This is a genomic window from Streptomyces sp. NPDC044033, assembly GCF_056434425.1.
Map to the genome: position 1 here is coordinate 671,478 of NZ_JBWKFF010000002.1, position 20,345 is coordinate 691,822.

The 20,345-nt window shown below is 74.2% G+C and carries 14 protein-coding genes; 7 read left to right on the top strand and 7 right to left on the bottom strand.

Features of this window, described 5'->3' with window-relative positions; all coding sequences use genetic code 11:
• Window positions 1-313 precede the first annotated feature (313 nt).
• On the bottom strand, window positions 314-2,062 hold the full coding sequence (locus tag AC07AB_RS06500; RefSeq protein ID WP_478560977.1) for an adenine deaminase C-terminal domain-containing protein: 1,749 nt from the start codon (window positions 2,060-2,062) through the stop codon (window positions 314-316).
• Between the two features lie 66 nt (window positions 2,063-2,128).
• Complete coding sequence (locus tag AC07AB_RS06505) at window positions 2,129-3,616, bottom strand: NCS2 family permease (RefSeq protein ID WP_478560980.1); 1,488 nt, start codon at window positions 3,614-3,616, stop codon at window positions 2,129-2,131.
• A 147-nt stretch (window positions 3,617-3,763) separates the two neighbouring features.
• Here AC07AB_RS06505 and AC07AB_RS06510 point away from each other — a divergent pair, with 147 nt between their 5' ends.
• A complete protein-coding gene (locus AC07AB_RS06510; RefSeq protein ID WP_478560983.1) occupies window positions 3,764-4,741 on the top strand; it encodes a LacI family DNA-binding transcriptional regulator in 978 nt (325 codons plus the stop codon).
• Between the two features lie 136 nt (window positions 4,742-4,877).
• Here AC07AB_RS06510 and AC07AB_RS06515 read toward each other — a convergent pair whose 3' ends face one another.
• The 3 genes from AC07AB_RS06515 to AC07AB_RS06525 all read right to left on the bottom strand — a co-directional run bounded on the left by AC07AB_RS06515 (window position 4,878) and on the right by AC07AB_RS06525 (window position 6,586).
• Window positions 4,878-5,150 (bottom strand): DUF3995 domain-containing protein, encoded by a 273-nt coding sequence (locus AC07AB_RS06515; RefSeq protein WP_478561619.1) that lies wholly within the window; start codon window positions 5,148-5,150, stop codon window positions 4,878-4,880.
• Entirely contained in the window at window positions 5,033-5,410 is a 378-nt protein-coding gene (locus AC07AB_RS06520) for a DUF3995 domain-containing protein (RefSeq protein ID WP_478560986.1), read from the bottom strand. Before AC07AB_RS06520 ends, AC07AB_RS06515 begins: the two co-directional genes overlap by 118 nt.
• Before the next feature lie 177 nt (window positions 5,411-5,587).
• Complete coding sequence (locus AC07AB_RS06525; RefSeq protein WP_478560989.1) at window positions 5,588-6,586, bottom strand: GlxA family transcriptional regulator; 999 nt, start codon at window positions 6,584-6,586, stop codon at window positions 5,588-5,590.
• 216 nt (window positions 6,587-6,802) lie between these two features.
• Here AC07AB_RS06525 and AC07AB_RS06530 point away from each other — a divergent pair, with 216 nt between their 5' ends.
• On the top strand, window positions 6,803-7,765 hold the full coding sequence (locus tag AC07AB_RS06530) for an NADP-dependent oxidoreductase (RefSeq protein WP_478560992.1): 963 nt from the start codon (window positions 6,803-6,805) through the stop codon (window positions 7,763-7,765).
• 547 nt (window positions 7,766-8,312) lie between these two features.
• A complete protein-coding gene (locus AC07AB_RS06535) occupies window positions 8,313-8,753 on the top strand; it encodes a hypothetical protein (protein ID WP_478560995.1) in 441 nt (146 codons plus the stop codon).
• A 52-nt stretch (window positions 8,754-8,805) separates the two neighbouring features.
• Here AC07AB_RS06535 and AC07AB_RS06540 read toward each other — a convergent pair whose 3' ends face one another.
• Window positions 8,806-9,588 carry an AraC family transcriptional regulator gene (locus AC07AB_RS06540; protein WP_478560998.1) on the bottom strand — a complete coding sequence of 261 codons (783 nt, stop codon included), beginning with the start codon at window positions 9,586-9,588 and terminating at the stop codon, window positions 8,806-8,808.
• Window positions 9,589-9,743: 155 nt separating this feature from the next.
• Here AC07AB_RS06540 and AC07AB_RS06545 point away from each other — a divergent pair, with 155 nt between their 5' ends.
• Both AC07AB_RS06545 and AC07AB_RS06550 read left to right on the top strand, forming a co-directional pair.
• Window positions 9,744-11,033 carry an MFS transporter gene (locus AC07AB_RS06545; protein WP_478561001.1) on the top strand — a complete coding sequence of 430 codons (1,290 nt, stop codon included), beginning with the start codon at window positions 9,744-9,746 and terminating at the stop codon, window positions 11,031-11,033.
• 129 nt (window positions 11,034-11,162) lie between these two features.
• Window positions 11,163-13,493, top strand: coding sequence for a GMC oxidoreductase (locus tag AC07AB_RS06550; protein WP_478561004.1), 2,331 nt, complete (start codon window positions 11,163-11,165; stop codon window positions 13,491-13,493).
• Window positions 13,494-13,560: 67 nt separating this feature from the next.
• On the opposite strand, the gene AC07AB_RS06555 is transcribed toward AC07AB_RS06550, so the two are convergent.
• Window positions 13,561-14,676 carry an alpha/beta hydrolase gene (locus AC07AB_RS06555; RefSeq protein WP_478561007.1) on the bottom strand — a complete coding sequence of 372 codons (1,116 nt, stop codon included), beginning with the start codon at window positions 14,674-14,676 and terminating at the stop codon, window positions 13,561-13,563.
• Window positions 14,677-14,808: 132 nt separating this feature from the next.
• On the opposite strand from AC07AB_RS06555, the gene AC07AB_RS06560 reads away from it, so the two are divergent.
• Both AC07AB_RS06560 and AC07AB_RS06565 read left to right on the top strand, forming a co-directional pair.
• On the top strand, window positions 14,809-17,919 hold the full coding sequence (locus AC07AB_RS06560) for a helix-turn-helix transcriptional regulator (RefSeq protein ID WP_478561010.1): 3,111 nt from the start codon (window positions 14,809-14,811) through the stop codon (window positions 17,917-17,919).
• Between the two features lie 355 nt (window positions 17,920-18,274).
• The gene (locus tag AC07AB_RS06565; protein WP_478561013.1) at window positions 18,275-20,311 is read left to right on the top strand and encodes a multicopper oxidase family protein; all 2,037 of its coding nucleotides are present in this window, start codon (window positions 18,275-18,277) and stop codon (window positions 20,309-20,311) included.
• Window positions 20,312-20,345 lie beyond the last annotated feature (34 nt).

Below are 20,345 nucleotides of genomic sequence, written 5' to 3' on the forward strand. Positions count from 1 at the left end.
CACGGTGTGTGCGGGACCGGTCCGTGGACGGCCTGGCGGAAGAGGCGGCGGGTTGCGGGAATGACGGGCCGCCGGGGCGTGGGCGAGACGTCGGCGGGCACCGCGACGCCCGCGCCCCCGTCCGGACTGAAGCCGACGAAGGCGGTGAATCCACCCGTACCGCCCGTGTGCCGCAGGAGCGTTCAGCCCTGGACGCCGCGACGAGGCGCCGGCCGAGCGGACCCGTACTCACCCCAATGGGGTTACGTGCCCAGGGGCTTGCCGGAGGCAGAAGCGGAGGGCCCGCCTCGGGCCCTCGGCGGGAGGACCCTCCTCAGGCAGTGGCAGTGGCGCCGACCGGCTCGCGGCGGACCACGTCCACCAGGGACAGGTCCGTGATCTTGAGGCTCGGGGACACCGCCAGCGTCAGCGTCGAGACGCTCATGAACGGGTTGAGGTGCTCCCAGCCCCACTCGGTGAGCGCGTCGCGCACCACTCGCGACCGGCGCGCGACCTCGGCGGCCGGGTCCGGGGACATCACCCCGCCGACCGGCAGCGGCAGCCGGGCCGCGACCGTCTCCCCCTGTACGACGGCGACGCCGCCGCCGTCCTCGACGACCGCCGCCGCGGCGGCCGCCATCGCGGTGCGGGAGGTGCCGATGGTGAGGAGGTTGTGGCTGTCGTGGGCGTAGGTGGTCGCCACCGCGCCCGGCGCGAGGGTGCGGCCCAGCAGCGGCGCGAAGACCGTGCCCGGGCGTCCGTAACGGTTCCGCACCCGGACCAGCGTGGTCCGGCCCTCCCACGCCACCTCCCCGGACCGGACGGGGAGTTCGATCTCCGCCGCCTCGGTGTAGGTGTCGCGGGAGTTGACGCGCATGGCCCGGAAGCGGTGGGTGCCGTCGGGGAGGTCGACCCGCCAGCGGAAGCCGTCGGGGGTCTGCGGCTCGACGGTCAGGGTGTCGGCGAGGGGGCCTGCGTCGGGGGGACCGGCGTCGAGGGCGCCCGTCGCCGCCCCGTACGCCTCAGCCCCGTACGTCGCGGCCCCGTCCCGAGCCACCTCCCGGCCGCCCGCGAACACCGCGGCCGGGTCGAAGTCGCCCAGCTCCCCGCGGAGCAGCACGAGGTCGGCCCGCTTGCCGGGGGCGACCACGCCACGGTCGTACAGCCGCAGCCGCTGCGCCGGGGTCCAGGTCAGCGCACGCAGCGCCGCGATCGCGGGCAGCCCGGCGCGTACCGCGACCCGCGCGATGTGGTCGAGGTGGCCGGCGCCCAGGATGTGGTCGGCCGCCAGGTCGTCCGTCACCAGGCAGAGCGGCGGCAGCTGCGGCAGCGCGAGCAGCGCCTCGATGACCTCGGGCAGCAGGCACTTCTCCTGGAGCATCATCAGCATGCCCATACGGGCCTTCTCCAGGACCACCTCGGTGCGGTTCTTGGTGTGGTCGGAGTCGACGCCGGTGGCCATGTACGCGCTGAGTTCCGCGCCGCTGAGGTTGGGGCAGTGCCCGTCGAGGATCACGCCCTGCTCGCGGGCGGCCGCGACGATGCCGCGCATGCGGGGGTCGTCGGCGACCACGGCGCGGTAGTCCATGACCTCGCCGAGGGCGATGACGCCGGGCAGGCGCAGCAGCTCCGCGATGTCGTCGGCCGACAGGCTCGCGCCCGCGCGCTCCAGCCCCTCCAGGGCGGGCACGCACGAGGGCACGCCCCACAGCTGGGTCTGCGGGGTGCCGAGGCCCGCCTCGATCATCCAGCGCATGGCCCGCGCGCCCGCCACGTTGACGATCTCGTGCGGGTCGGCGAGCACCGTCGTCGTACCGCGGGCCAGGGTCAGGGCCGCGAAGGTCTGCGGCGTCAGGAACGAGCTCTCGATGTGCATGTGCGCGTCCACGAAACCGGGCACGATCAGCAGCCCGGTGGCGTCCACGTGCTCGCGGGCCTCGCCGGGCGCGCCGGGCGGCAGCACGCCGCTGATGGTGTCGCCGCGCAGCAGGACGTCGGCGGCGAACTCCTCACCGGTGAAGGTCGACACCACCCGTCCACCGCTGATCCGTACGTCGTGCGGCTGCTGCGGCTGCTCGGTCATGGGGTGCACACTCCTTGGAGGGTTCGGGAGGGTTCGGGAGGGGGTCGGGAAACCGGTCGGCGGCCGTCATGGCAGCAGCGTGTAGAAGTAGTAGCCGAGCGGGATCATCACGACCCACAGGCCCCAGGGGATCTCCCGGAAGCGCCCGGCGGCGGCCTTGACCAGGACGTGGGCGATCAGTCCGGCGGCGATGCCGGTGCCGAAGTTGCCCCAGAAGACGGTGGTGGCGACGGTGAGCGCGGCCGGGACGGCGTTCGTCGGGTCCTTGAAGTCGACGTTGCGCAGCGCGCCGAGCATCGTGAGCCCGATGTACATCAGCACGGGCGCGGTCGCGGCGGACGGGATGAGCGTCGCGAACGGGGTGACGAGCAGCAGCGCGGCGAAGCCGCCCGCGGCGACCACCGACGACAGGCCCGTACGCCCGCCGCTGTCCGCTCCGGCCGAGGATTCCAGGTACGCGGTCATGCTGGGCGCGCCGAGCCCGGCGCCGCCGATCACCGCGGCGGAGTCGACGTAGAAGGGCCGCCGGATGCCGGGGACGTTGCCGTCCTTGTCGGTGAGGCCCGCCCGGTCCGCGACGGCGAGCAGCGTGCCGGTCATGGAGAAGAACTCCGAGACGAAGAACGCGAAGATGTACGGGAAGTACTCCGGTTTCAGCGCACCGAGCACATCGATGTGGAAGGCCACGGGGGCGGGGCTGTCCGGTGCGCCGAAGAAGTGGCCGGGCAGTTCGGTCACGCCGAACGGGATGCCGGCGACGGTCACCACTGCGATGGTGATCAAGAACGCGCCGGGCACCTTGCGCGCGGACAGGGCGGTCAGCAGGACCAGCCCGGCGAGCGCCAGCAGCGCGGCGGGCCGGGAGAGGTCGCCGAGCGCGAGCGCGTTGCTCGCGGGTTTCGCCACGACCAGGCCGCTGTCCTTGAAGCCGAGGAGGGCGATGAAGAGGCCGAGGCCGCCGCTGATGGCGTATTTGAGGTTCTGCGGCATCAGCCGCGTGATCAGATCGCGGATGCCGAGCACGGTCAGCACCAGGAAGGCGACACCGGACCACAGGACCATGCCGAGCGCCGCGTCCCAGGGCACGTGGTCCTGGCCGACGATGGTCACGGCGAGCAGGGCGACGCCGCCGAGGCCGGGCGCGAGGACGAACGGGAGGTTCGCGAACAGGCCCATGGCCAGGGTCGACAGGACGATCGCGATGATCACGGCGGTGGTGACCGGCCCGTGCGGAACGCCGGCCTTGGCGAGCTGGCCGGGGACGACGACGACCGCGTAGGCGGCGGCGATGAACATCGACAGACCGGCGACGGCCTCGGTGCGGGGGCTGCTGCCGCGGGCGCGGATCCGGAAATGGCGCTCAAGGAAGCCTGCCGAGGTCCCGGCGGTCGGCCCTCCGGTTGCCCCTGCGGTCGGCCCTCCGGTTGCCCCTGCGGTCGGCCCTCCGGTTGCCCCTGCGGGCGGCTCGCCAGTTGCCCCCGCGGGCGGCTCGCCGGGCTGACCGGCCGGTGGCTCGGCGTACGGCCGTACGGGCGTCCCGTCAGAGTGGGGCATGGCTACCTCGGTGGGAGGAAAGGATCTTCGGTCGCTGGCCGGTCGCTGCGCATCCTGATGAAACCGGTTGCAGAGAGCGGTTGCAGATAGGATGACATGGGTCGGCCGCGGGGTGCGCCCGGGTCCGGCGGGGAGGGGGAGTCAACGGTGTCGACACTGGCGGATGTGGCCCGCGAGGCGGGCGTGTCCAAGGCCACCGCGTCGCGCGCGCTGATGCGCCCCGAGCTCGTGGCGCGGCCCACGCTGGAGAACGTACGGGCCGCCGCCGCGCGCCTCGGCTTCCAGCCCAACCGGGCGGCGCGCGCCCTGACCACCGGCCGTACCGGCATGGTGGGCCTGGTGGTGCCGACCCTCGCCAACCCGTTCTTCGCCCCGCTGGTCCTGGGCGCCCAGCGGGCCGCCGAGGAGACCGACAACCATCTGCTGCTCACGGTCTCCGAGTACAGCGCCGAACGCGAGGCCGCGCTGGTGGGGCGGCTGTCCGAGCAGGTCGACGGGGTGGTGCTGGTCGCGCCCGTCGGCTCCGACGCCGCCCTGCGGGAGCTGGCCGCCCGCCGCCCGCTCGTCCTGGTCGACCGCCGGGTGGGCCGGCTGCCGGCCGTGGTGCTCGACACCGCGTCGGGCACCGGCGCGCTGGTCCGCCACCTCCTGGAGCTGGGCCACCGGGACATCGTGTACGTCTCGGGGCCACCCGGTTCCTGGGCCGACGGGCGGCGCCGGGCGGCCATGGCGGAGCAGGTCGAGGAGGCGGGCGCCCGGATGCGCGTACTCGGCCCGCTGCCGCCGACCTTCGACGCGGGGATCAGCGCCGCCGCCGAGCTGCCGGCCGGGGCGAGCGCCGTCGTCGCGTACAACAGCTATCTCGCGCTCGGCCTGCTGCACGGGCTGAAGGCGGCGGGCCTGCGGGTGCCGCAGGACGTGAGCCTCGCGGCCGCCGACGACCTCACGGCGCTCGGCGCGACCGTACCGTCCGTGACGGCGCTCGACGTCCCGGTCGAGGAGGCGGGCGCCCTCGCCGTGACCCGCCTCCTGGAGGTCCGCGAGGGCACCCGCCGCACGGTCCGCACCCTGCTGCCGACCCATGTGCGCCCGCGTGAGTCGACAGCGCGGCCGACGGGGCTGTAGGGACGGAGGGCCCTCAGGAACGCCGACGACGGTCTTCACCCCCCGCGTCCCCCAGCTCCGCGACGCCGGCCCCGGACGGACGGCCACCGGAGTGAGGAGCCTCAGGACCGCCATCCGCTACGGGTAGGAACGACCGTCAGGCGGCGCTGCCGCTCAGCCCTCTCGCTCTCCCGAACCCCCGCGCGGCCAGCGCGAAGGCGAGCCCGCCGACCAGGAACCAGGGGTTCCACAACAGCAGTGTCCAGAACCGTTGTTCCGGACTGATGTCGATCTCCTGCCCCGCGGCGCCGGTCAGCAGCAGAAGCTCAATCGCGACGCCACGCACCAGCAGCACGGCGCAGACACACCAGCCCAGCACCTTGAGCGCCCGCCCCGCCAGCCGGCAGGCCGCGGCCTGCCGAGGAGCCATCCCAGCGCACCGCCGACAAGGCACAGCAGCCCCACGCCCCACAAGCCCACCGCCACGAACCAGCCGGGGCGTTCCTCGGCCAAGGGCCCGGCCGAGACGCTGAGGCCCCAGCTGCCGCCCAGCGCCCAGAAGAAGTGGAGCCCGGCGAAAGCGACGGCCCATGCGCATGCGATACGCCCCCCACAGCCCCGCGGCACTCCCCCACGCCCCCGACTCCGCCCCGTCCCGCAGACCTTCATGCATGGCGGGCAGCATGCCATTTCCGCGGTGCGGTACGGCCTCCCGCGCCGTCGCCCGGGCGGGCGGAGGCGGTCCAGGAGCCCCCTGCCGGCGAGGCGTCGCCGACCACGCCACCGAGATGACGTGACGTCACCTGACGCGCCGCCACTCGTAGCGCCCGTCGATGAAATCGCGCCCAGACCAAGCCAGTTGGCACCTCATTGCCCCTGGGGCACCGGCTCCGGGGGCACCGGCTCCGGGGCGCAGTGCGCGCGGCGGTAGGCCAGCGGGGACAGGCCCAGGTGGGTGTGGAAGTGCTTGCGCAGCGCGACCGGGTCGCCGAAGCCGCAGGCCGTGGCGACGCGTGCGACGGTGAGGTCGGTGGACTCCAGCAGTCCGCGCGCTTGGACCAGTCGACGCTGCAGCAGCCATCGGAGCGGGCTGGTGCCGACCTCGCCGCGGAACCGCCGGGTGAACGTGCGCTCGCTCATGAGCGCGTGCCGGGCCATGTCCTCCAGCGTGATCGGTTCGGCCAGCCGGTTCAGTGCCCACTGGCGGGTGGCCGAGGTGGAACGGTCGCCGTCCTCCGGTACCGGGTGCTCGATGAACTGCGCCTGCCCGCCCTCGCGCCACGGTGCCACCACGCACCGCCGCGCGGCGGCGCCGGCGACCGTCGCCCCGTGGTCCAGGCGGACCAGATGGAGGCACAGGTCGATGCCGGCGGCCCCGCCGGCGGACGTCAGGATGCGCCCGTTGTCGACGAACAGCGCGCCCGGATCGACGTCGACCCGGGGGAACAGCCGCACGAACAGATCGCACAGCGCCCAGTGCGTAGTGGCCCGCCGACCGTCCAGCAGGCCGGCCGCCGCGAGCAGGAACGCCGACGTGCACAGGCTGACGACCCGGGCCCGCGGCGGGATGCGGGCGAGTGCGGCGGCGATGTCCTCGGGCAGCTTTCCGGTGGCGACCAGGTGTTCCTCGGGCTCCTGGGTGGCGATCACCACGGTGTCGGCGGTCTCCAGGAGCGACTCGTCGTGGTCGACGACGATCCGGAAGTCCTGGCTCGTACGGACCGGCCGGCCGCCGAGCGAACAGGTCGACACGGAGTAGAGCCGCGCCCCGGCCGGGTCGCGGGCCTCGTTGAACACCCGCGCCGGTATGCCCAGGTCCAGCGGTATGACCCCGTCGAGAGCGAGAACGACAACACGATGAGTCATGGCCGTGATGGTACGACAGATGGCCGTACGGCCACTCGCCGCGTCCGCGGGCACCGGAGAGGCTGGGAATGCGCCGGGGCTACCGCCCCGGTCGTCGGGGCACTCACCCGTCCCGGCCATCGGGGCTTCTGTCCCGACTGTCCGGATTCCGGCCCCGGATATCGGGGCACTCGTCCCGGACAGAGAACACACGTAGTGGAAACGAGCGAGGAAAGCATGAGCGAGCAGACAATGCGCGCCGTCACCATCGGGGAGTTCGGCGGACCGGAGGTACTGGCCGCCGCCCGCGTCGCGCGGCCCGAACCGCTGCCGACCGAGGTGCTGGTGCGCGTGCACGCCGCCGGGATCAACCCGGTGGACTGGAAGACCCGCGCGGGTGGCGGCATGGCCGCACTCCAGCGGCTGCCGATGATCCCCGGCTGGGACGTCTCCGGCGTCGTCGAGGAGGTCGGCTTCGGCGTCACCACGCTCGCGCCCGGCGACGAGGTCTACGCCATGCCCTGGTTCCCGCGCCCCGCGGGCGGCTACGCCGAGTTCGTCACGGCACCGTCGCGGCAGTTCGCCCGTAAGCCCACCTCGGTCGGGCACGTCGAGGCCGCGGCCCTGCCCCTGGCGGCGCTCACCGCCTGGCAGGCCCTTGTCGATACGGCGGGCGTCTCCGGCGGGCAGCGGGTGCTGGTGCACGCGGCGGCCGGTGGCGTCGGGCACCTGGCGGTGCAGTTAGCCAAGTACCTCGGCGCCGAGGTGATCGCGACCGCCAGCGAGCCCCGGCACGCCTGGCTCAAGGAACTGGGCGCGGACGAGACCATCGACTACACCCGGCAGCGCTTCGAGGACGCCACCGGCAAGGTCGACGTGGTCATCGACCTGGTCGGCTCCCAGGACGACACCGATGTGCGGTCCGTGTCGGTGACGCACCCCGGCGGCCTGGTCATCTCCATCCCGAGTGGTGTCTCGGACGGCCTGGCCGACGCCGCCGGGCAGGCGGGCGTGCGCACCAGCCCGCTCCTGGTCGAACCGGACGCCGCCGCCCTCACCGCCATCGCCGGCCTGGTCGACACCGGCGCGCTCCGGGTCGAGGTCGAGCGCACCTTCGCCCTGGAGCAGGCCGCCGAGGCTCACCGCCTGGGCGAGACCAACCGCACCCGCGGCAAGCTCGTGTTCGACGTGGCGCGGTGACGACCGCATCATGGCCGGGGGCACGGGGGCCATGGGCGCCCGCGTCGTCCGCGCTCTCGCCGCGCGACCCGGCGCCGTCGTGCGGTACCGACCCGGGACCGTCCTCGGAACGGTCCCGGGTCCTGGTCGGGAACGCCCCGGGCGACATCCGGCCCGTCCGCGGCGACCTGAACAACGAATCCAACTCGGTCAGCTCACTGGAGAGTTGCCAGAGCCGGGATGCCGCATTGGGGTCGACGGCCCAGGGCTTGACGCCGCCGATAAGCATGTCGTCGGTGTGGGCGGGTTCCGCTATGTCGCAGTCCTGGCAGTACGCCCCGCCGTGGCCGTCGAGCAACGGTGAGGTCGCCGCCCATGCGGCCACCGCCGCGCCCTGGCCGGCGTCTTGAATCCGGATGCTGAGACGACCCCGCCAACGGCGGTTTCGCCTCAGCCGGCGATCCGGCCTCCAGCAGGCTCCCGGTCGCGTGCGGCAGGCTGCGTGGCAGCCGAGCGGAGTGCGACACTGCGGCACGGTGGGCCGAAGAAAGACAGCGGGGGTGTGCTTGTGGGAGTGGTCGAAGAGCTGTGGGCGGACGGGGAGATGCCGCTCCATGACGGGCTCTACCGGGCGGATGACACCGGCCTCGATGTGCGGGTGGACGGCCCCGGCGCCTACCATCCGGACGCCGGGCAGCCCATCCCCTTCCAGCTCGGCGGGCCGCTCGACGTGGCTCGGGCCGTGGAGGAGGGCGGCATCATCGAGGTGGACACCTACTTCGAGAGCCCGCTGCCGGACGGTTCGGGGTGGATGTCGGGCGGGGGAAGCGGGATGGGGAACATCGGATATCTCGCGCGTCTCGACGCCGGCGGCGCCTTGCGGTGGGTCACCGTCATGTTCCACTCCAACCCGTTCCTGGGGGCCCGTTACGAAGGAGCGGTCGGCGTTTTCACCAACGACTGGAAGAACCAGCTGACCCTCGACCTCGCCGGCCCCGCCCTCGCCTGACCGCGCGGGCCCCGGCCCCGCACGAGTCGCGCGGGCGCACGGGCGCGGGCGCTCAGGGCTTCGCGTCCGGCCCGTCCCCCGCGGCCGTTCCGATGGCCGCGCTGCGGTACGCGCCTGGTGTCTGGCCCATGGTTCGGGCGAACGTGTCGATGAAGGCGCTGGTGGTGGCCCAGCCGCAGCGGCGTGCTGTGCCGGTGACGGTGGCGCCCTCGGCGAGTTGGAGCATGGCGTGGAAGACGCGGGTGCTCGTTCGCCACTGGGGGTACGTGGTGCCGAACTCCGTACGGAAGAGGCGGGTGAGGGTCCGCTCGCCCACGCCGACGTGGTGGGCCAGCCAGGCCAGGGGCCGGGGGCGGCTCAGGTCCTCCTCGACCGCTCGGCAGGCGTGGGCCAGGCGTGGGTCCTGCGCGGTGGGCAGCGTCAGGGGATGGACGTCCGCGCGGCGCAGCCGGTCGTTCACCACGGCCCGCAGCCGCCGCAGTTCGGGTAGGGGCAGGTCGGGTTCGGTGCAGGCGATGAGGAGTTCGCGCAGCAGGCCGCCCACGGCCAGCACCGTGGGCGAGCCGTCGGGCAGCGGGGCGTCGTCCGGCGGAAAGCCGAGGGTGTGAACCAGAGTCTCCCCGTAGACCCGGTGCTCGTGCCACGTCATCCCCGGGGTCCAGACGGCGCGGTTGCTGGAGACCACCCAGGTGCCCCGCCCGGTCCGTACGGACATCACACCGGTGCTGACGTAGAGGAGTTGGTGGTAGGCGTGCCGGTGGCGGCTGATGACCTCGCCGGCGGCGTGGACATGGGAGGTGGCGGGCGGGATCCACTGGTGGCTGTTCTTCGACACAAGTAGGCAGAATAATGGAAGTGCGCCAGCAGGGCCCGATGGCAAAGTGACGCCATGAACACCACACCAGGAGTGCCGTCTCGGCGGCGGCACCGAACCAGTCCGTGGCCCTGGCCGCCGGCTTTCCGTACGACGGAGCCGGAGGCAGGGCTCCGGTGACAGTGATCAACAAGCCGAAGGGCCCCACGGGCATAGCGGCCCGTATACGCCACGCGGCCGTCGACACACGGCCGCTGGCCATTCCGGCCTATCGGCGCGTGCTCATCGGCCAGGGCGCCTCACTGATCGGGACGATGCTGACCGAGGTCGCCGTCCCGGTCCAGATCTACTCGATGTCGCACTCATCGATGTACGTGGGTCTGGCCGGACTCGCCGGGTTCCTGCCCATCGTCGTGTTCGGCCTGTACGGCGGTGCCATCGCCGACGCGGTCGACCGCCGCCTGCTCTCCCTGTGGTCCTCGTTCGTGACCTGGGCGGTGACGCTCCTCCTCCTCGCCCAGACCGTCCTGGACATCGGATCGGAGGTGCTCCTCCTCGCCCTCGTCGCCGTTCAGGGCGCCGCCTTCGCCACGTCCTCGTCGGCGCGCGGCGCCATCATCCCCCGCATCGTGCCGCGCGACTTGGTTCCCGCGGCCAACACGCTCCAGTTCACGGTCAGCAATATCGGGCAGATCCTCGGGCCGCTCATCGCGGGGGTCCTCGTCGCGTTCCCGCATGGGTTCGCCTACGCGTACGGGGCCGACGTGCTCCTGTTCACCGCGACCCTCTACGCGACGTTCCGGCTGCCTTCCATCAAACCGGCGGGGACGGCGGTCAAGGCCGGGGCGCGCGCCGTCGCCGAGGGCCTCCGCTTCATCGGCGGCAGCCCGGTGCTGCTCATGTCGTTCGCGGTGGACATCGCCGCCATGGTGCTGGCGATGCCGAAGGCCCTGTTCCCGCAGGCGGCCGCCACCCACTTCCACGGCGGCATCGGGTTGCTGTACTCGGCGGTCGCCATCGGGTCCCTGCTGGCCGGCCTGTGCAGTGGATGGATCTCGCGCGTACGCCGTCAGGGGGTCGCGCTCACCTTCGCCGTGGTCGCCTGGGCGACCGGCATCTCGCTGGCCGGTTTCACCCGCACGCTCTGGCTCACCGTCGTCCTCCTCATGTGCGCCGGCGCGGCCGACCTGGTGAGCTCCGTCTACCGTCAGACGATTCTCCAGACCTACGCCCCGGACGAGATGCGCGGACGCATGCAAGGCGTCTTCACCGTCGTCGTGGCCGGCGGCCCCCGGCTCGGCGATCTTCGCGCGGGGGCCATGGCGGCGGCCACCACCTTCAGCATCGCCTGGTCGGGCAGCGCCGTGCTCTGCATCGTCCTCGTCATCGGCGGCAGCCTCGCCGTACGCCCCTTCTGGCGCTACGACGCACACGCGAAATCACCGGCCGCGCACGGGGAGCCCTGACGCTCCACCGGGTCTCCAGGCCGTAGCCCCGGCCCCGCCAACGCGATCCCGCCACGCGGCGCCGCTGCGGATGTGCGCGGCGCGAACCGTTGCTCTACTGGGAGCCGGGAGGGAGAAAGGACGGTTCCCGTGCCCGAACCATCGAGCGGCGGCAGGCCCGAGCGGGTGGACGCGGTCGTCGTCGGGTCCGGGTTCGGCGGGTCGGTGGCCGCGTACCGGCTGGCCGCGGCCGGGCTCTCCGTCGTCGTCCTGGAGCGCGGCCGGGCCTACCCGCCGGGGAGCTTCGCCCGTACGCCCGCGGAGCTGGGCCGGGCGCTGTGGGACCCGAGCGAGGGGCTGTACGGGCTGTACGACGTGTGGCGGTTCCAGGGCTGCGACTCCCTGGTCTCCAGCGGTCTCGGCGGCGGCTCGCTGATCTACGCCAATGTGCTGCTCCGCAAGGACGAGCGCTGCTTCGTCCGGAACGAGGCGCTGCCCGGCGGCGGCCACGAGTCCTGGCCGCTCACCCGGGCCGACCTCGATCCGCACTACGACGCGGTGGAGGCGGTGCTGCGCCCGGTGCCGTACCCGGTGGACGCGCCCCCGTACGCCCGTACCCCCAAGACGGTGGCGCTGCGGGAGGCGGCGGAACGGGCCGGGCTGCCGTGGTCCCCGGCGCCGCTCGCGGTGTCCTTCTCCCCCGCTCCCGGCGCGCCGCCCGGACCGGAACTGCCCCTCGCGGACCCCCCGTACGGGAATCTGCACGGGGTGCCGCGCCGGACCTGCGCCCTCACCGGCGAATGCGACCTCGGCTGCAACAACGGCGCCAAGAACACCCTCGATCACACCTACCTCTCCGCCGCCCGGCACGACGGCGCCGATCTGCGGACCGGCCACCAGGTCACGACGGTGGAGCCGCTCGGGGGCGGCGGCTACCGCGTCGGTTACGTCGTGCACCCGGTGGACGACGCCGAAGGCCGGGGGGACGCGGACAGCGCGGGAGGCGCCCACGCCGAAGGGCGCCCGACCCGCACCGCCGACCTCCCCCGCCGCCACATCGACTGCGACCGGCTGATCCTGGCGGCCGGCGCCTACGGCACCGTCCGGCTGCTGCTCGCCAACCGGGCCCGGCTGCCCGGCCTCGGCCCGGCCCTGGGCACCCGGTTCTGCGGCAACGGCGATCTGCTGACCTTCCTGTACGGGCGGCCCGGCGCCCCCGTGCCCCGGCCGGACCGGGGGCCGGTGATCACCGGTGTGGTCGACGCGCCCGGCGAGGCCGCCGGCGGCGCGGGCCGGGGCCACATCGTCCAGGACGGCGGCTATCCGGGGTTCCTCAACTGGTTCGTGGAAGGCGCCCGGCTGGCGGGCGGCGCGCGGCGGATGGCCGCCTTCGCCGCCGGCCTCGCGCTCTCCTCCGTCTCCGGTTCGCCGGACAGCAACATCTCCGGCGAGTTCGCCGCCCTCCTCGGCGCGGGTGGCGGCTTCCCCGGAGTGCTGCCGCTGCTGGGCGTGGGCCGGGACGTCCCGGACGGAGTGATGACGCTGCGCGACGGCAGGCTGGACGTCGAGTGGACCACGCGGACCAGCCGCGCGTACTACGAAGGGGTGCGCGCCACCATGCGGGCGCTCGCCGACGGCATGGGGGCGCGGTATCTGGACAACCCGCTCTGGCTCTGGCGGCGCGTCGTCACCGTCCACCCGGTGGGCGGCGCGCCCATGGGCGACCGGCCGCAGGACGCGGTGTGCGACGCGTACGGGGAGGTGTTCGGGCATCCGCGCCTGTACGTGGCGGACGCGGCGGCGCTGCCGGGGCCGGTCGGCGTCAATCCGTCGCTGACGATCGCCGCGCTCTCCGACCGCATGTCCACGCGGCTGCTGGAGATGCGCCCGCCCCGGCCCGCGTACCGTCCGGCCCCGGCGCCCGCCACCGGCCTGACCTTCACCGAGAAGATGCGCGGCGCGCTCGCCGACGGTCCGGCGCTGACCCTGCGCCTGACCATCGCCGTCGACGACGTCGACGCCTTCCTCGACTCGCCGGACCACCAGGCCGCGGCGCGCGGCGAGGTGGCCTGCGACCCGTTGGGGGGACGGCTGGCCGTACGGGAGGGCTGGTTCAACCTCTTCGTGCCCGCCGGGTCTCCGGGGCGGCGGCGGATGCTCTACCGGCTGCACCTGTACGGTCCCGGCGGCCGGGAGCTGACCCTGACCGGCCGCAAGGAGGTGGGCGACGATCCGGGGATGGACCTGTGGCCGGACACGACGACCCTGGCCGTCGGCGTGTGGCCGGGGCTGCTCGGCCCGGACGAGGAGCCCGCCGGGGCGCGGCTGTGCCACGGCGCGGTGCGCGTGGGCCGCCTGGACTTCATCCGCCAGCTCGCGTCGATGCGGGCGACGGGCGCCGCGCCGCTCGCGGGGCTGACCCGGTTCGGCCGGTTCTTCGCCGGGGAGCTGTGGGACGTGTACGGGCCGGGGCGGGCGTGAACCGCGGGGCCCGGGCGCCCGGGGAGGACCGGTCCGCCCGCCCCCGGGGCCGGTCCGCCCCGGCCGGTCAGTCCGCGTGTTCGCGCAGGAACTCGGCCATCTGCGGGAAGACGTCCCGCGCGCTGTCCTTGCCCATGAACACGTCCTGGTGCCCGTAGCCGGGGAAGAGCCGCAGCCGGGAGACGCCGGGGGCGCGCAGGGCCAGTTCCCGCTGGCAGGCGACGTTGGAGTCGGACATGACGTGGTTGCGGTCCCCGCTGGTCAGCAGCAGCGGCGTGGTGAGGCCGGCCGCGGCCTCCAGGTAGTCGTCCGGCAGGTCGCGGTAGGCCGGGTCGCCGGGCCGGTACTTCACCGCGCGGCCGGCTCGTACGATCGCCCGGATATGCCGGTAGTAGTGCACGCCGGTCGCCCCGAACAGGTCCGCGATGCGCTCGTGCGTGACCGGTGACATCCGCGCGTGGTCGAAGAGCGCGGGCCGCCCGGCCCCCCACATGGCGCTCACCATGTGGCAGGCGGGGACGTCGCATTCGTGGTGGAAGAAGGACACGCCACGGGCGATCATGCGGCCGCGGGTGAAGGGCGCGTCATGCGGCCAGGCCGGATTGAGGTAGGGCAGCCCCAGGACGTACTCGGTCAGGCCGGGGACGACGCGCAGCTTGCACCGGGACCAGACGGGCAGGCGCAGCACCAGGGCGGAGCTGTTGACGATCGCGCTGGTGATGCCGGTGACCGCCCCGGCGGCCAGGCTCATCGCGAAGGCCACCGCGCCGAGGCAGTGGGCGATCACGTGCACCCGGCACTCCGGTCCGACGTGCGCGCGGAGCTCGGCGAGGGCGGCGGGGAAGTCGTGGAGGGCGACGTCGTCGAGGGTGAAGCGGTGGCAGGCGAGGTCGTACGGGAAGCGGTTGCTCATCCGGTGGTCCAGGGCCCATACGTCCCGGAACCCGTGGTCGAGCAGGTAGCCGGCCAGGTTGGCGTGCTCGGGCATGATGAACATGTCGCTCGACGTGGTCAGTCCGTGTATGAGCAGCACCGCGTCCCGCGGACTCGCGGGACCTCCCGGCGGGCCGCGCCGGAAGCGCGTCAGGCTCAGGCCCAGGCCGTCTCCGGCGGCGAACGGATGCACGGTGGCCTCGGCGTCGTGCACGCCTTCACTGGTGAACAGGGGAATGAGCCGCTCCATACGGAATCTGACCTCCGCCGCCCCCGCCTCTCGGGTGATTTGTCGCTAGAATTCAAAAATATTCCATTATGTCGCCTATGTCGCAGCGTGCCGTTTTTCACGGCCGCCTGCCGACGGGAACCGAGCGGCCCGATGTCCGACAGCCCCGCACCCCACAACGGCAAGAGCGCACTCGTCGGCCGGGCGGACGTGGTGCGGCTCCTCGACGAGGAGGCCGCGCGGGCGGCCGGTGGCGCGTTCCGGCTCGTGGAGCTGACGGGCGAGCCCGGGGCGGGCAAGACCAGGCTGCTCGGCGAGGCGGGCGCCGCCGCGCACCGGCACGGCATGACCGTACTGCGCGGCCGGGGCACGGAGTTCGAGCACGACGTGCCGCTCGCCCTCGCCGTCGACGCCCTGGACGACCAGGTGGAGAACCGGGCGCGGCAGGTCCGCGACTGCCTGGACGCGGAGAGCGCACAGCTGCTCGCGGAGGTCTTCCCGGCGCTGTCGGCGACCCGCGCGGATCCGGGCCCCGGGACCGCTCCCGCCCTCGGGCTGCACCGCTACCGGCTGCACCGGGCCGTCCGCCTGCTGCTGGAGGTCCTCGCGGACCCCGGCGGCCTCGCGGTCCTGCTGGACGATGTGCACTGGGCGGACGAGGGGTCCGTCGAGCTGCTCGCCCACCTCGCCCGGCACGCCCCGCGCGGCCCCATCCTGCTCGCCGTCACCTACCGCACCCGCCAGGCCGGACCCCGGCTCACCGCCGCCCTCGCGGACGCCGCGCCGGGGCTGGGCACCCGCGTCCAGGTGGCGCCGTTCTCGCTCCGGGAAGCCCGGGAGTTCCTCGGCCCGGCCGTCGGCGCCCGGCGGTGTCGCGCGCTGTACGAGGCGAGCGGCGGCAACCCGCTCTATCTGGAGGCGCTGTCCCGGTCCGGGGCCCGTCAGACGGCGCTCGCCACGCTGTCCCCCGCCGACCACGCGGCCCCGGTGCTCGACGGCGACGACGACCAGGTGCCGGGGCCGGTGCGGGAGGCCCTGGCCGCCGAGCTGGCCGCGCTGCCCGCGCACGCCCGGCTCGCCGCGCAGGCGGCGGCGGCGCTCGGCGACGAGTTCGACCCGGCCATGGTCGCCGTCGCGGCCCGCACCACCGAGACCGAGGCGCTCGCGGCCCTCGACGAGCTGGCCGCGCGCGACGTGGTCCGCTGCGCGCCGCAGCCCGGCCGGTTCCGCTTCCGCCACCCCGTCGTACGGCACCTCGCGTACGCCTCCTCGGGCGTCGGCTGGCGGGTCGCGGCGCACGCGCGGGTGGCGGCGGCCCTGGACGAGCGGGACGCGCCGACCGTCACCCGCGCCCGCCATATCGCCCGCTCCGCGCGGTTCGGCGATCTGCTCGCCGTCGGCGTGCTCGTCGAGGCCGCCCGCGCGACCGCCCACCAGTCCCCCGCCACCGCGGCCGGGTGGCTCCAGACCGCCTTGCGCCTGCTCCCCGAACGCCCCGCCGACCCCCAGGCCCCCGAGGCCCCCGAGGCCCCCGAGGCCGGACCCGCCGCCGACCGCCTCTCCCTCCTCGTGGAGCTGGCCCGCCTCCAGGGCGTCGGCGGCCGGCTCGTACAGGGCCGGGACACCGCCCTGGAAGTGCTCCGGCTGCTGCCCGCCGACGCCTGGGCGCCCCGCGCCCGCGCCGCCCGGTTCTGCGCGATCCTGGAACGGCTGCTCAACCGGCAGGACGAGGGCCGGGCCCTGCTCCGCGCGGAGCTGGGGCGGGTTCCGCCGGAGCACGCGGCCGAAGCGGTGCCGCTCCGTCTCCAGCTGATCGGCGACAGCCTCATCCGCGCGGACTTCCCGGCCGCCGCCGTGGAGTTGGACCGGCTGACCGCCGCCCTGGCGCGGGCCGGGCCGACGCCGTCGGCGGACGGCTCCCCGGCGCCCGGCCGGGCGCGCGAGGACTGGATGCCCGAGGACTGGGTGGCGGAGGACTGGGTGCCGCTGATCGCGCTGCGGTTCGCCTACACGTACGGCGTGGGCGAGCGCGAGGCCGCGATCGGCTACGCGGTACGGGCCGACCGGCTGACCGAGGAGGCCACCGATGCCGAGCTGGCGCCGTGGCTGGAGTCGCTGGCCTTCCTGTGCTGGGTCGACGCGATGATGGGCCGGCTGCCGCAGGCCGCACGGAAGATCGAGCGCGGCATGGCCATCGCCGACGCCACCGGGCAGAGCTATCTGTCCCCGTGGGTCCTGGCCGCGCAGGCGTTCACCTTCGGGCGGATGGGCCGGCTGACCGAGGGCGTGGACCGGGCCGAGGACGCGGTGGACGCGGCCCGGCTGCTCGGCTCGGACGAGTGCGTCGCACTGGCCCTCGCCGTCAAGTGCCTCCTCCTCAACTGGACGGGCGAGCACACGGCGGCGCTCGCCGCCGCCGACGAGGCGCTGCGGCACGCCGGGGGCCGCCGGGAGTGGTGGGCCCGGCTCGGCGGCGTGGGCCGGGGGCTGGCGCTGGCGGCGCTGCACGAGGTGGACGAGGGCGAGGCGCAGGTCCTGGCCGCGTGCGACGACTTCCTCGCGCCGCTGCTGGAGCAGTCGTGCCTGCTGATCTGCTGCGAGGCCATGGCCGACGCGGAGGCCGAGCGCGGCCGGCCCGCGGCGGCGGCCCGGTGGGCCGAGCGGGCGGAAGCCGCGCCGGGCGGCGGCGAGGCGTCGCCCTTCGCGGCGCTGGCGCGGGCGCACGCGACGCTGGAGGACGATCCGGCCGGGGCCGCGCGCGGCGCGGGCCGGGCTGCGGAGCTGTTCGGGGAGACGGGCGAGCCGCTCTTCGCGGGGCGGGCGTGGCTGCGGGCCGGTACCGCGCACGCCCGGTGCGGGCAGAAGAAGGCGGCGCGCACGGAGCTGGCGCGGGCGGCGGAGCTGTTCGGCGCGTGCCGGGCGCAGGGGCTGTACGCGCGGACCGTACGGGAGCAGCGGCGCGTCGGCGTCCGCACGGCGCGGGCGGCGGCGGGGGCGGCCGGTCAGCTCTCGCGGCGGGAGGCGGAGGTCGCGGAGCTGGTCCGGCAGGGGTTCACCAATCAGCGGATCGCGGAGCGGCTCTTCCTGAGCCCGCGGACGGTGGAGACCCATGTGGCGCACGTCTTCACGAAGCTCGGGGTGTCGTCGCGGGCGGCGGTGGCGGGGAGGCTGGCGGAGGCGGCGGGCGGGGCCGGGGCCGGGGACGGTTCCGGCGGACGCGGTACGGACGCCGACGCTGCGGATGCGCGCGGTACGGGTCCGTAGGGCGCGGCGTACGGGGGCCGCGGGGCAGGGCGGGGGGAGCTCTGGGCAGGGCGGGAGGGCCGCCGGGCAAGGCAGAGGCCGCAGGGCAGGGCGGGCCTGGGCCGTAAGCGCGGGGCCGGTCCGTAGGGCAGGGCGGGCCTGGGCCCCGTAAGCGCGGGATCGGTCCGTAGGGCAGCAGCGCCGCGGGCCCATACGGCGGCGGCCGGGCCCCTGGCACCCGGGCAGGTCCGTGGAGAGCGGCCGCGGGTCCGTAGCGGATCAGTAGTCGGGCGGGTATTTCCCCCGATGTGGGAGGGGCGGGGCGAGGCGCACGGTGAAGACCGTAAGCCTCCCACCTCACGAAAAGAGCCCCGAAATGCCTGAGCTCATCGAAACCGCCGGCGAACCGTCCCCCGCGACCACGACCGCCCCGGAGTCCGCCCCCGCCATCACGGCGCCCGAGCGGACAGCCGCCACGGCACCGGAGCGGACACCGGAGGAGACAGCGGAGCCGACGCCCGAGCAGACACCGGAACCGGCGCTGGAGCCGTTCGTGGACCCCCTGCGGATTCCGCCGCTCCTGCGGCCGGAGCCCGACGCCGACACCGGTCTGGCCGAGCTGACCGTCACGACCCGCCCCGTCCTGCTGCCCCTGCACTCGCAGCTGCCGCCGTCGCTCATGTGGGCGTACGACGGACAGCTCCCCGGGCCGACCGTCGAAGTACGGCGCGGCACCCGGCTGCGGGTGGCGTGGGCCAACGGGCTGAGCGGCCCGTACCCCCTGATCAAGGTGGAGACCCGGGTCCAGGAGCACACCCGGCACCCCGGCTACGACCCGGACGCGGACACGTTCGACCGCAAGGCGCCGAAGCTGCCGGCCTGGACGGTGGTGCACCTGCACGGCGCGCGCACCGGCGGCGGCAACGACGGCTGGACGGACAACGCCGTGCCGCCGGGCGAGACGCAGCTCGCCGAGTACGCCAACGACCAGGCGGCGACCACCCTCTGGTACCACGACCACGCCATGAACATCACCTCGCTGAACGTGATGACGGGCCTGGCCGGCATGTACTGGATCCGCGACGAGGAGGAGGAAGCCCTCGGCCTGCCGGCCGGCGCGCAGGAGATCCCGCTCGTGCTGTGCGACCGGAATCTGGACACCGACTGGGAGGGCCGCCTCACCGGCCGGCTGATGCACAAGGTCTTCCGCAACAAGCAGGACGTGCCGCTGCCCTTCTACGGGCCGTACACCCTGGTCAACGGCGTCATCCAGCCGCATCTGGAGGTGGCCGCCCGCTGGTACCGCTTCCGGATGGTCAACGGCTCCAACGCCCGCTTCTTCACCCTGCGGCTCTGCCACGAGGACGGGACGCCGGTGGACCGGGAGCTCGTCGACCGGGCCTTCCACCAGATCGGCACGGACGCCGGACTGCTGTCCGAGCCCGAGCCGCTGCCCGCCGAGGGCCTGACCCTGGCGCCGGGCGAACGGGCCGACGTGCTGGCCGACTTCTCCGTACTGCGGGGGATGCGCGTGCACTGGGTCAATGTCGCGGCCAACGAGCCGGGCCCGGCGCCCTCGCCCCAGGTGATGCAGTTCCGGGTCGAGGACCGGGAGGGCGATGACCCGTTCACCCTGCCGCGGCTCCTCAGCCCGTCCTACGAGCGGCTGAGCCACGCCACCGCTCCGGACCACGAGCACCGGTGGGTCGTGCTGACCCCGCCCGACGTGACCGGGATGCCGATGATGTGGGAGATGGAGACCGTCGAGGACGCCTCGTCGGTGCCGATCCCCAGCGACGGCGTGGTCCAGGTGCGCCGGCCGGGCCGGCCTCTGCTGACGCTGCGCCGGGTGGCGACGCTGTTCGACGACGCGACGACGTTCATGGTGCGCCAGGACGGCTGGGAGGAGTGGAACGTCCTCAACCTGGGCGGGCCGGTGCACCCCTTCCACATCCACCTGGTCCGGTTCCAGGAGACCCGGCGGCAGAACTACGACGCCCGCGGTTTCCAGCCGCTGCTGCGTGCCGACGGCACCGTGCGCGGCTACGGCACCGTCACGCCCGTCGCCTTCACCGCGGAGGTGCCGACCGAGGGCGCCGCCCGCGGCTGGAAGGACACCGTGCGGGTCGGCGATCTCACGCCGCCGCCGGCCGGGTCCGGTCAACTGGTCTCCGTTCTGGGCCAGTTCGACGGCGGCAGCGGCCGCTACATGTACCACTGCCACATCCTCGAACACGAGGACGAGGCCATGATGCGCCCGTTCACGGTCATGCCCGGCCAGGTCATGGACATGCACCCCGGCATGGGCCACGGCGGTGGCGGCCACGGCATGGAGCACGGCGCCGGCCACAGCGCGGCAGACGGCAAGGCGGACGGCAAGGAAAGCGGCAAGGAAGGCGGCCACTCGTCATGACTCCCCAGGACCGCCCGCCCACCGCCCACCCCGA

Excerpts from the sequence above, each read along its gene's own strand:
- AC07AB_RS06500 (WP_478560977.1), bottom strand. The coding sequence starts at position 2,062 with ATGACCGAGCAGCCGCAGCAGCCGCACGACGTACGGATCAGCGGTGGA.
- AC07AB_RS06505 (WP_478560980.1), bottom strand. The coding sequence starts at position 3,616 with ATGCCCCACTCTGACGGGACGCCCGTACGGCCGTACGCCGAGCCACCG.
- AC07AB_RS06515 (WP_478561619.1), bottom strand. The coding sequence starts at position 5,150 with ATGGCTCCTCGGCAGGCCGCGGCCTGCCGGCTGGCGGGGCGGGCGCTC.
- AC07AB_RS06520 (WP_478560986.1), bottom strand. The coding sequence starts at position 5,410 with ATGGCATGCTGCCCGCCATGCATGAAGGTCTGCGGGACGGGGCGGAGT.
- AC07AB_RS06525 (WP_478560989.1), bottom strand. The coding sequence starts at position 6,586 with ATGACTCATCGTGTTGTCGTTCTCGCTCTCGACGGGGTCATACCGCTG.
- AC07AB_RS06530 (WP_478560992.1), top strand. The coding sequence starts at position 6,803 with ATGAGCGAGCAGACAATGCGCGCCGTCACCATCGGGGAGTTCGGCGGA.
- AC07AB_RS06555 (WP_478561007.1), bottom strand. The coding sequence starts at position 14,676 with ATGGAGCGGCTCATTCCCCTGTTCACCAGTGAAGGCGTGCACGACGCC.
- AC07AB_RS06560 (WP_478561010.1), top strand. The coding sequence starts at position 14,809 with ATGTCCGACAGCCCCGCACCCCACAACGGCAAGAGCGCACTCGTCGGC.
- AC07AB_RS06565 (WP_478561013.1), top strand. The coding sequence starts at position 18,275 with ATGCCTGAGCTCATCGAAACCGCCGGCGAACCGTCCCCCGCGACCACG.